The sequence below is a fragment of the Streptomyces sp. CBMA123 genome (genome assembly GCF_014596465.1).
Lineage (GTDB): Bacteria > Actinomycetota > Actinomycetes > Streptomycetales > Streptomycetaceae > Kitasatospora.
On the sequence record NZ_MECK01000197.1, the window covers coordinates 1 to 10055 of the forward strand.

Consider the following 10055-nt stretch of genomic DNA (forward strand, 5'->3'; position numbering starts at 1 on the left):
TCCGCGAGATCGCCGCCCGGGTGCCGGCCGGACTCAAGGCCCGCGCCGGGAAGCGGCGCCGGGTGGTGGTGGCCTCCGCGGCTCTGCTCACCTTCGGAGTGCTCGGTACGGCGGTGGCGATGAGCGTCACCGGGCCCGACGAGCCCAAGGGGAACGACCCGCACGGGCGGATGGACCAGGTCGGTGACACCGGCAATGCGCCGGTGCCGCTGCCGTCCGCCGACAGCGGTCCGGGCACCGCCGGGAGCGGCGGCACCGAGCCGGGCGCTCCGGCGGGGGCGGGGACCAGCCCGGAGCCCTCGGCGAGCGGCAGTGCGTCGCACTCGCCGAGCGCCTCGCCGACGAGGCGGCCGAGCGCCTCGCCGGGGGCCACCCAGTCAGGCGTCCCGCAGGGGCAGCCGCAGCAGCCCGCGCCGGGCCAGCCGCAGCCGCCGCAGCAGTCTCAGCCGCCGGCGCCGCAGTCCCCGCAGCCGTCGGTGCCGAGCCACAGCCCGTCGGCCCCGACGACCAGCCCGAGCGCGTCGTCGGCACCGTCCACGCCGCCGCCCAGCCCGACCACGACGGCCACCGCGACCACCTCGGCGTAGAGCTGACCGGTCAGAACAGCTTGAGCTTGTCGTCGTCGATGCCGCGCAGCTCGTCGTAGTCCAGCACCACACAGCCGATGCCCCGGTCGGTGGCCAGCACGCGGGCCTGGGGCTTGATCTCCTGCGCGGCGAAGACGCCCTTGACCGGGGCCAACAGCGGGTCCCGGTTGAGGAGTTCGAGGTAGCGGGTGAGCTGCTCGACACCGTCGATCTCACCGCGGCGCTTGATCTCGACGGCGACCGTGGCACCGTCGGCGTCGCGGCAGAGGATGTCGACCGGGCCGATGGCGGTCGGGTACTCACGGCGGATCAGCGACCAGCCGCTCCCGAGCACCTCCATCCGGTCGGCGAGCAGCTCCTGGAGGTGCGCCTCGACGCCGTCCTTGATCAGGCCCGGGTCCACCCCCAGCTCGTGGGAGGAGTCGTGCAGCACCTCCTCCAGCGTGATGATGAGCTTCTCGCCGGCCTTGTTGACCACCGTCCAGACCCCGTCGGCCTCCTTGAGGGCGCACGGCGGGGACATCCAGTTGAGCGGCTTGTAGGCGCGGTCGTCGGCGTGGATGCTGACGCTGCCGTCGGCCTTGACCAGGATGAGCCTGGTGGCGGAGGGCAGATGGGCGGAGAGCCGACCGGCATAGTCGACTGAGCAGCGGGCAATTACGAGACGCACGGTCGACCACGCTAGCCCACCGGGGCCAGTTGATGCGATTCCGAGACGACCGGGTGAAGAAAGCGCGAACCCCGCGAACATGGAGGTTCGGTGCTCCCGCCGCCGCTCACCGCGCTCTGGCGTACGCCCCCTCGGGTCGCTACGGTGTGTGACGCCACGGATGCGGGGTCGCTGTCAACGGGGATGGAGACTTCAGGTGAACGATCCGGCAGGATCAGGCCAATCTGGTGTACCGCGGCGTATTTCCGAAGCAATCCGTAGGAATGACCAGCCCGCTCCGTCGTTGACTGCCACGCTGTTCTGACGCGGTCGGTGTTCAGGACGTCACGTCCCGTGGCGCCGCCGCCTTCGCTCCAGGTGCCGGAAACCCCCGTCCCACGGTGTTCCGGACACCACCTGCGAGACCGCCCACCCTCACTGTGAGCTTGGACTACGCATGACCACCCGGGCGCCGCCGCGGGTGGACCGCGAGAGGAGAATCCATGTCGCTCGACGTCTCACCGGCCCTGCTGGAAAAGGCTGAGCGGGGCGAGGTCGACGAGCGGGAATTCGTCGACTGCGTCCGCGTCTCGCTGCCGTACGCCTGGGACCTGATCAGCTCGCTGGTCGCCCAGGCGAAGGTCGACGGCACCGACTTCGCCGACAACCAGGTGCCGCCGCCCAGCGAGCAGGCCCGCGGCCAGCTGCTGCGCGCCCTGGCCAGCGACGCCATCCGGGGCGCCCTGCAGCGCCACTTCGGGGTCCGGCTGGCGTTCCAGAACTGTCACCGGGTGGCGGTGTTCCTGCCGTCGGACGCCAACGAGGCGCGGTACGGCCGCTTCACCTCCGTCCGGGAGCAGCTGCTCAACCAGTCCGAGGAACTGCGGGACTGCTGACCCGGCCGGTGCCGGCCGCCCCGTCCCCCGGTGCGGGGGGAGGGGCGGCGGTCCGGCCGCCCGGCGGTCCGTACGGTCAACTCAGCTGCGGCAGCACCTCGGAGCCGAGCCGGGCGATGTTGTGCAGGGTCGCCTCGTGGTCGCCGCTGCCCTCCGCGAGCAGGGCGAACCGGCGGATCCCGGTGCGCTCGGCGGTGGCCAGCAGGCGGTCGGCGCACTGTTGCGGGGTGCCCACCGCATGCAGGTCGCAGAGCAGTTCGGTGTACTGGTGCGGGTCGCGCATCTTGCGCTCGCGGCCGTCCACCGTGCGGTGGGCGCCCAGCCCGTACTCGAACCAGCCGGGCATCGCGTTCAGCAGGGTGGCGCGGGCGGCCGAGGCGCGGTCGTCCACCTGGGCCACGCCGGCCGCGACGTGCTGGCGGGTCACCCGGCGCAGCTGCTCCTCGCCGCGCCCGGCGGCCAGCCAGGCGGTGCGGTAGAGCTCCAGCATCCGCAGCTTGTCGTCGTCGCCGGAGTGCATGCCCAGCAGCATCGGCAGTCCGCGCTCGGCGGCCAGCTTCACCCCGCCCGGGGAGGTGCAGGCGACCACCACCGGCGGGCCGGCCACCGGCCGTCCAGCGGCGGTGAGTTCCCCGGCCAGGCCGTCGACGTCCTGGCGCTGGCGGGGGAAGCGCACCGGGCCGCTCGGCTCGTCCAGGCCGAGCCAGCTGCCCAGGCCGGGGCGGCGCGGCGCTTCGGTGGCCTGCGGCACCACCGCCACCTCGGGGAAGGCGAACTGGGGCCCGTCCGCGCCCACCCGGGAGCCGCGCAGCCAGCGCAGCAGCAGGTCCAGCCGCTCGGGGAAGCCGTTCTCGAAGGCGTCCAGGCCGGCGCCGAACACCTCCAGGTCGATCCACGGCCCGCCGCGGCCCACCCCGAGCGTGAAGCGCCCGCCGGAGGTGAGGTGCAGCAGCGCGGCCTGCTCGCCGAGCGCCACCGGGTGGCCGGTGGAGAGCACGCTGACCGCGGTGCCGATGTCGATCCGGCGGGTGCGCCCGAGCAGCAGCGCGGCGAGGGTCGCGGCGTCGGGGCAGACCCCGTACGGGACGAAGTGGTGCTCGGCCAGCCAGACGCTGTCCAGGCCCGCGCGTTCGGCCTCGACGGTGGCCCGGACGGTGCGCTCCAGTGCCTCGCCGTGGCTCTGCCCGGGGAACTGGGCGGACAGCAGGAAGGCGCCGACCCGGACCGGTGCGGTGTCCGGCGGCAGTGCGCCGGTGCGCTGCGCGGCGGTCAGCGGTTCACCCGCGACGGCGGTCGGCGGCGGTACGGAGGTCAGCGTCGGGCCGGGGGCGGGCGGGCGCACGCCGACGGGCCGGCGGGTCTCGGCGCGGGGGCTGGTCTTGGTCATCCTGGGGCCTCCTCGGGTGCACGCAGGGTCTGCGGGCCCCGCCTGTCCACTCGTGGGTATCCGATGTCATGTGCCAATGGCACGCGGAACCCCGAATTTCCCCGATGATCGGGTGGATCTCGGCAAAAACCCCGGAGGGTCGGCCGGGACCGTGATAGAGGCCACGGGAGGCCCGGCGGGCGGCGGGGCCCGATCCGGCCAAGGCCCGAGGACAGGCCCTAGGCTGGAACGACTTCGAGCCCCGGAAGAGAGGCAGTCCGCCGTGCCCCGCCGCAACCGGATCAAGACCGACGCCCCCCGCGAGAGCGCCGAACCGGCGGCCGCCCCGCTCGGCGGCTCGCTGCGCCGCACCGAGAACTACCAGGGCGACGACTGGGTGGTGCAGACGGTCGCCGGCACCTCGGGACGGTTCTACCGCTGCCCGGGCTGCGACCAGGAGATCCCGCCCAGGATGGGCCATGTGGTGGCCTGGCCGATGCACGGCGGCGGTGTGGACGACCGGCGGCACTGGCACCGCGCGTGCTGGGGAGCGCGGGAGCGCCGGGCCTCCAACGTCCTGCGAGGCCGCGGCGCTCCGCGCTACTGAATCCTGAACTCCGTTACGCGTCGCGGTTCTTGAGTACCAGCGCGCCGCCGAGCAGCGCTGCCAGGGTCCAGGCCAGGCAGATCGTGAAACCCGCCCACGGCCCGTACGGCTGGCCGTTCTGCTCGTACACCAGGAGCATCCGGGAGCCCGCGTAGTCGGGGAAGTAGTGGGCCAGCGTCTTGACCTTCGGCACCGCCGAGAGGATCGGCGAGAGCAGGAAGAAGAACGGCACCAGCACGCCGAGCGCGAGCGTCTGGTTGTGCAGCATCGTGGTGACGCCCGCCGAGAACAGGCAGAGCATCGTCAGGTACAGCGCGGCGCCGAGCACCGCGCGCAGCACGTTCGGTTCGCTCAGGGTGGTGGAGTGCGAGCCGAGCAGCGCCTGGCCGACGAAGAAGGTGATGAAGGCGGTCACCAGCGAGACCGCGAGGGCCAGCCCGCCGAGCACCAGCGCCTTGCCGGCCAGCAGGGTGCCGCGCTGGGGGACGGCGGCCAGGGTGACCCGGATCATGCCGCTGCTGTACTCGTTGCCGATCGCCAGCACGCCGAAGACGATGATGGCCAGCTCGCCGAGCATGATGCCGGAGAAGGCCGTGCCGGTGGCGTCGAACGGGGCCTGCTCATGGCGTCTGAACTCGGTGAAGTTGTTGTTGGTGAGCAGGGACAGCAGCGCGCCGATGCCGACGGTGACCACGAAGGCGAGCGCGAGCGTCCAGACGGTGGAGCGGACGCTGCGGATCTTCGTCCACTCGGAGCGAAGGATCGCCGGGAAGGACGTCATCTCAGTTCTCCTCCTGCCGTGCCGCCGCGGTCGGCCGGGCGGCGTCCGCCTTCCAGCCCGCGCCCCAGTCGCCGGGTGCGCCGGCCGCGTCCCGGCCCGGGCCGTCGCCCGCGTGGTACTCCACCGAGTCCGCCGTCATCTGCATGAACGCCTCCTCCAACGAGGCCTGCTGCGGGCTGAGTTCGTGCAGCACCAGGCCGTGCTCGGCGACCAGTTCGCCGAGCTGGGCGATGTCGCCGTCGACCACCTCGTAGGAGCCGTCCGGGCCCGGTTCGTGCCGCAGTCCGGCCCCGGCCAGGACGTCGAGCAGACGCTCGGGGTGGGGGCTGCGCATCCGTACGGCGGAGCGGGAGTTGCGCCGGATGAACTCCGGCATCGACAGGTCGGCGAGCAGCCGGCCCTTGCCGATGACCACCAGGTGGTCGGCGGTGACGGCCATCTCGCTCATCAGGTGGGAGGAGACGAAGACCGTCCGGCCCTCGCCGGCGAGCCGCTTCATCAGGTTGCGGATCCAGAGGATGCCCTCCGGGTCCAGACCGTTGACCGGCTCGTCGAACATGACGATCTCCGGGTCGCCGAGCAGTGCGGAGGCGATGCCCAGGCGCTGGCCCATGCCGAGCGAGAAGCCCCGGGCGCGCTTGCGGGCGACCGGGGTGAGGCCGACCAGGGCGAGCACCTCGTCGACCCGGCGCTCGGGGATCCGGTTGCACTGGGCGAGCCAGAGCAGGTGGTCGCGGGCGGTGCGGCCGGGGTGGACGGCCTTGGCCTCCAGCAGGGCGCCGATGTACTTGAGCGGCTCGCTGAGCTGCCCGTAGCGTCTGCCGTCGATGGTGACCCGGCCGCTGGTGGGCCGGTCCAGGTCGAGGATCATGCGCATGGTGGTGGACTTGCCGGCGCCGTTGGGCCCGAGGAAGCCGGTGACCACCCCCTGGGGGACCGAGAAGCTCAGCCGGTCCACCGCGAGCGTCTTGCCGTAACGTTTTGTCAGGTCGTGCAACTCGATCATTCGCGCTCCCTTACTCTCTGTCAGGCTAGGACAAAGCGGATGGCGTGGCCCGTCGAGTGGGCCCGCTGAGTGGGCTCACCGGGCGCACCGGAATACGGTGGGCGGCATGAGCGAGCAGAGCGAGCGAATCATGGTGAGGTGCGCGTTGGCGAAGGCCCCTGCCGAGCGTAGCGAGGTGGGCGCATGAGTGGGCTCCCCTCGGCGGTTTCGGTTCGGGAGAGCGGTACCGGAACACCCCTCGTGCTGCTGCACGCCTTCCCGTTGAACTCCTCGATGTGGTCCGCCCAGCTGGACGCGCTGCCCGGACTCACCGGGGACGAGGTCCGGGTGCTCGCCCCCGACCAGCGGGGATTCGGCGGCACCGCGCTGGGCACCGACGAACCCTCGCTGGACCTCGTCGCCGACGACCTGGCGCTGCTGCTGGACGCGGCCGGGATCGACCGCGCGGTGGTCGGCGGGCTCTCCATGGGCGGCTACGTGGCGCTCGCCTTCGCCCGCCGGCACCCGGACCGGCTGTCCGGACTGCTGCTGGCCAACACCCGCGCCACCGCCGACACCGACGCCGTCCGGGCCGACCGGGAGCGGATCGCCGCCGCCGTCACCGCCCGCAACAGCGTCCGGCTGCTGGAGGACGAGCGGGTGGCGGCCAGGCAGCTCGGGCCCGACTCGCAGCACCTGGTGGAGCGGGTGCGGACGATGGTGGCCGCCGCGTCGCCGGCCGCCGTCGCCTGGGCCCAGCGGGCCATGGCGGCCCGCCCGGACTCCCTGGACGTCCTGGCCGGGCTCCGGGTGCCGGTCTCGGTCCTGGCGAGCGCCCTGGACGCCCTGGTGGCGCCGGAGGAGGCCGAGCTGATGGCCCGGACCCGCCCGGACGCCGAGCTGACCGTCGTCCCCGGCGTGGGCCACCTCAGCGCCATGGAGTCCCCTGGGGCGTTCGACGCCGCGGCCCGCCGACTGCTCCTCCGGGTGGCCGCCGGATGAGCCCGGACGAGGTGGGCTGGGACTTCTCCGCACTGGAGGTCACCGGCCGGATGCCGGTGACCAACCGCGGCGAGGGACTGGTGGAGCTGACCCTGGAGCCGCTCGGCGAGGACTACTGGATGCGCCCCGGCGAGACCTTCATCGTCACCTCGTACGGCGACTACGGATCCGGGCACCCGTTCGAGGTGCAGTACTGGCCCGACTCGGTGTCGGTCTGGTGCACCTCCTGGTTCGGCACCGTCTCGGACGACGAGGGGAACCAGCTCAGCAGCGGGCACCAGCGGCCCGACGGGGCCTACCCCCGATGAAAGAGTGCCCGAGACAGTGACACCGTGACGCGCGACAGGCCCTCACCCTGACGGGTGAGGGCCTGTGCGGCGACTACGTCGGCGGCTGCGTCAGCGCGACTGCTGGGCGGGCACGCCCATGGTGTCGTCGTTCGGCAGCGAGGCGGCGGCCACGGCCGCGCCGGTCAGCGTCGCCAGCATCTCGCGGACGTTGGTCAGCTGGGCGTTGATGCTGTCGCGGCGGTTGGTCAGCGCCGCCAGCTCGCGCTCGGATTCGCTGCGGATGCGGTCCGCCTTGGCGTTGGCGTCCGCCACGATGTCCTCGGACTGGCGCTGGGCCGTCTCGACGGTCTGGCGGGCCCGGCGCTCGGCGTCGGTGCGCAGCTTCTCGGCCTCCAGACGCAGCTGCTCCGCCCGGTGCTCGATCTCGGCGAGGCGCTTCTCGGCCTTGGCCTGACGGGCGGCCAGGTCGCGCTCGGACTGCTCGCGGCGCTTGGCCAGGTTCGTCTCGAACTCCAGCGCGGCCTGGGCGGCCTTGGTGCGGGTCTCCTCGAAGAGGGCGTCCGCCTCCTCGCGCTTGTTCTGGGCGTCCTTGTTGGCCTCGGCGCGCAGCTGGGCGGAGTCGCTCTTCGCCTTGTCGACGATCCGCAGCCCCTCGTCCTCCGCCTTGGCCTTGCGGTCCTTGGCGTAGTTCTCCGCCTCGGTGCGGACCTGCTGGGCGGCGGCCTCGGCCAGCTCGCGGTGCTGCTCGGAGGCGCGGTGCGCCTCGTCGCGCAGGTCCTTGGCCTCCTCCTCGGCGAGCCGCAGGATCTTCTCGACCCGGGCGCCGAGACCGGCGTAGGAGGGCTCCTGCTCGGCGACCGCCGCCTGGGCGGTCTGGGTCTCCAGGTGGAGTTCCTCGATGCGCTTCTCCAGCGCACTGATCCGGGTCAATGCGCTGTCACGGTCGGCCACCAGCTTGGTGATCCGCTCGTCGACCTGGGCGCGCTCGTACCCACGGCGCACCAGGTCGAAGCCGTGAGGGGAGTGACTGTCGCTCATGGGACTCTGGGCTTCCTGTCGTCAAACCGCTGGGGTGGTTGAGGGAATCCTGACACGGTACCGGAGTGTCGACGGCGAAATGCCGTTGTCTCACGGACAATGACCGCCAATGTCCGCTCAATCGGGTGGTGCGTTCTTGGAGCGATTGCCACCCGACCGGGGGGAGCCCACTCCGGCACCGGCCTTGGCGCCCCCGTCCTTCTTGGTGTTGCTTCCCCCGTTGGCCTGGGCGACCGGTGACGGTGCCTCGAACGCCTCCAGCGCCGAGAGCACGTCCTGGACCCTGGAGATCTCGGTGTTGATGTCCTTGCGGCGGCGCACCAGCTCGTCCAGCTCCCGCCGGCCCTCGTCGGTGACCCGCTTGGCCTCGGCCTTCGCCTCGGCGACCAGCCGCTCGGCCTCCGCCTTCGCCAGCTCGACCTGCTCGTCCGCGGTGCGGTCGGCGTCGCGCAGCCGCTTCTCCGCCTCGGTGGCCGCGCTGTCGAGCCGCTCCTCGGCCTCCGCCTCGGCCGAACGCAGCTTGGCCTCGGACTTCTCGATCAGCGACTCGGCCCGGTCGGTGGAGTTGGCGAGCTTGGTCTCCGCCTCCTTGAGCAGGCCCTCGGCCTTGCGGACGGCGGACAGCCGGACCTTGCTGGCCTCCGCGGAGGCCTCCGAGGTGAGCTCGGCGGCCCGCTCCTCGGCGGCCGCGACCAGGGCGGCGGCGCGCTCCTCGGCCTCGGCCACGGTGGCCACCGCCTGCTCCTCGGCCTCGGTCAGCTGCTCCTGGGCGGCCGTCACCAGCGCGTCCACCCGCTCGCCGGCCGACTTCATGGCCGCCGCGTTCTCCTTGCGGGCCCGCTCGTGCAGCGCCTCCACCTCGGCGTCGGTGCGCTCGCGCAGCTCCTCGGCGCGCTCGCGGATCGCGGTGGCGTCCCGGCGGGCCTCGGCGAGCAGCGCGTCGGCGTCGGCGCGGCCCTTCTCGACCTCGGCCTGACCGGCCGCCTCGCCGGCCGCGACCAGCCGGTCGGCCTCCTTGCGGGCGGCCGCGACCATCGCGTCCGCCTGCTCCTCGGCGGCGGCGGTGGTGGCCAGCGCGGTGGTCTGGGCGTCCTCGCCGAGCGACTCGGCGTCCGCGAAGGCCTTCTCCAGGACGGCCGTGGCCCGCTCGCGGGTGGCCTTGTCGAACTGCTCGGCGGCCTCCCGGGTCTCCGCGTCGTAGGCGTCCGCGCGGGCGTGGGCGGCGGCGTCGTACTCGTCGGCCAGGGAGCGGGTGGCGAGGGCGTACTCCTCGGCCTCGGCGCGCAGGTTGGCGGCCAGCTCCTCGGCGTCGGCGACCGTCCGCAGGCCCTGGGCGTCGGCCTCGGCCACCGTACGGGCGGCCTGCGCCGCGGCGTCCGCGCGCAGCTGCTCGGCGGCCTCCTGGGCGGCCCGCAGCTCGGCCTCGGCGTCGGCCCGCAGCTGCTCGTCGTAGGCCTGGGCCTCGGCCCGGCGGCGGCCGAGGTCGGCCTCGGCGGCCTCGCGCTCGGCGGTGAGCTCCAGCTCGGTGTGCTCGCGCAGGGCGGCGGTCTCGGCCTCGGTGCGGGCCCGCAGGTCGGCGGTCTCGCGGTCGGCGAGTTCGCGCTGCTCGGCGGTCTCGTACTCGGCCAGGGCGCGCTGCTCAGCGGTCTCCCGGTCGGCGAGCTCGCGCACCTCGGCGGCGTACCGGTCGGCGGCCTCGCGCTGCTCGGCGGTCTCCCGGTCGGTGAGCTCGCGCTGCTCGGTGGTCTCCCGCTCGGCCAGGGCGCGCGCCTCGGCGGCGTCCTGCTCGGCCAGGGCACGGGTGTCCGCGGCCTCCTGCTCGGCGGTGGCCCGCAGCGCGGCGATCTGATCGGC

The 10055-nt window shown here is 73.3% G+C and carries 10 protein-coding genes and 2 pseudogenes; 4 read left to right on the forward strand and 8 right to left on the reverse strand.

Going from position 1 to position 10055, the window contains the following annotated elements; translation table 11 throughout:
• From BG452_RS21830 to nucS, 3 genes and pseudogenes are all read right to left on the reverse strand, one after another.
• Positions 1–373 (reverse strand): annotated as a pseudogene (locus tag BG452_RS21830) (hypothetical protein); the annotation flags it as partial.
• A 69-nt stretch (positions 374–442) separates the two neighbouring features.
• The gene (locus BG452_RS47190) at positions 443–568 is read right to left on the reverse strand and encodes a hypothetical protein (protein WP_262986031.1); all 126 of its coding nucleotides are present in this window, start codon (positions 566–568) and stop codon (positions 443–445) included.
• A 29-nt stretch (positions 569–597) separates the two neighbouring features.
• Positions 598–1257: an endonuclease NucS gene (gene nucS, locus BG452_RS21835; protein ID WP_188306031.1), complete on the reverse strand. Its 660-nt coding sequence runs from the start codon at positions 1255–1257 to the stop codon at positions 598–600.
• A 482-nt stretch (positions 1258–1739) separates the two neighbouring features.
• Between nucS and BG452_RS21840 the strand changes: the two genes are divergently transcribed.
• Complete coding sequence (locus BG452_RS21840) at positions 1740–2132, forward strand: SCO5389 family protein (protein ID WP_188306032.1); 393 nt, start codon at positions 1740–1742, stop codon at positions 2130–2132.
• Between the two features lie 76 nt (positions 2133–2208).
• Here the strand turns inward: BG452_RS21840 and BG452_RS21845 are convergent, their stop codons facing one another.
• The gene (locus BG452_RS21845) at positions 2209–3519 is read right to left on the reverse strand and encodes an LLM class flavin-dependent oxidoreductase (protein WP_188306033.1); all 1311 of its coding nucleotides are present in this window, start codon (positions 3517–3519) and stop codon (positions 2209–2211) included.
• A 262-nt stretch (positions 3520–3781) separates the two neighbouring features.
• On the opposite strand from BG452_RS21845, the gene BG452_RS21850 reads away from it, so the two are divergent.
• The gene (locus BG452_RS21850) at positions 3782–4105 is read left to right on the forward strand and encodes an ATP/GTP-binding protein (RefSeq protein ID WP_188306034.1); all 324 of its coding nucleotides are present in this window, start codon (positions 3782–3784) and stop codon (positions 4103–4105) included.
• A gap of 13 nt (positions 4106–4118) precedes the next feature.
• Here BG452_RS21850 and BG452_RS21855 read toward each other — a convergent pair whose 3' ends face one another.
• Positions 4119–4886: an ABC transporter permease subunit gene (locus tag BG452_RS21855; protein WP_188306035.1), complete on the reverse strand. Its 768-nt coding sequence runs from the start codon at positions 4884–4886 to the stop codon at positions 4119–4121.
• A gap of 1 nt (position 4887) precedes the next feature.
• A complete protein-coding gene (locus BG452_RS21860) occupies positions 4888–5892 on the reverse strand; it encodes an ABC transporter ATP-binding protein (protein ID WP_188306036.1) in 1005 nt (334 codons plus the stop codon).
• A 183-nt stretch (positions 5893–6075) separates the two neighbouring features.
• Between BG452_RS21860 and BG452_RS21865 the strand changes: the two genes are divergently transcribed.
• Positions 6076–6873, forward strand: coding sequence for an alpha/beta fold hydrolase (locus tag BG452_RS21865; protein WP_188306037.1), 798 nt, complete (start codon positions 6076–6078; stop codon positions 6871–6873).
• Positions 6870–7181 carry a hypothetical protein gene (locus BG452_RS21870; RefSeq protein ID WP_188306038.1) on the forward strand — a complete coding sequence of 104 codons (312 nt, stop codon included), beginning with the start codon at positions 6870–6872 and terminating at the stop codon, positions 7179–7181. Before BG452_RS21865 ends, BG452_RS21870 begins: the two co-directional genes overlap by 4 nt.
• A 90-nt stretch (positions 7182–7271) precedes the next feature.
• On the opposite strand, the gene BG452_RS21875 is transcribed toward BG452_RS21870, so the two are convergent.
• Together BG452_RS21875 and BG452_RS21880 are read right to left on the reverse strand one after the other, a co-directional pair.
• Positions 7272–8201: a cellulose-binding protein gene (locus BG452_RS21875; RefSeq protein WP_188306039.1), complete on the reverse strand. Its 930-nt coding sequence runs from the start codon at positions 8199–8201 to the stop codon at positions 7272–7274.
• Between the two features lie 117 nt (positions 8202–8318).
• Positions 8319–10055, reverse strand: a pseudogene (locus tag BG452_RS21880) (hypothetical protein); the annotation flags it as partial.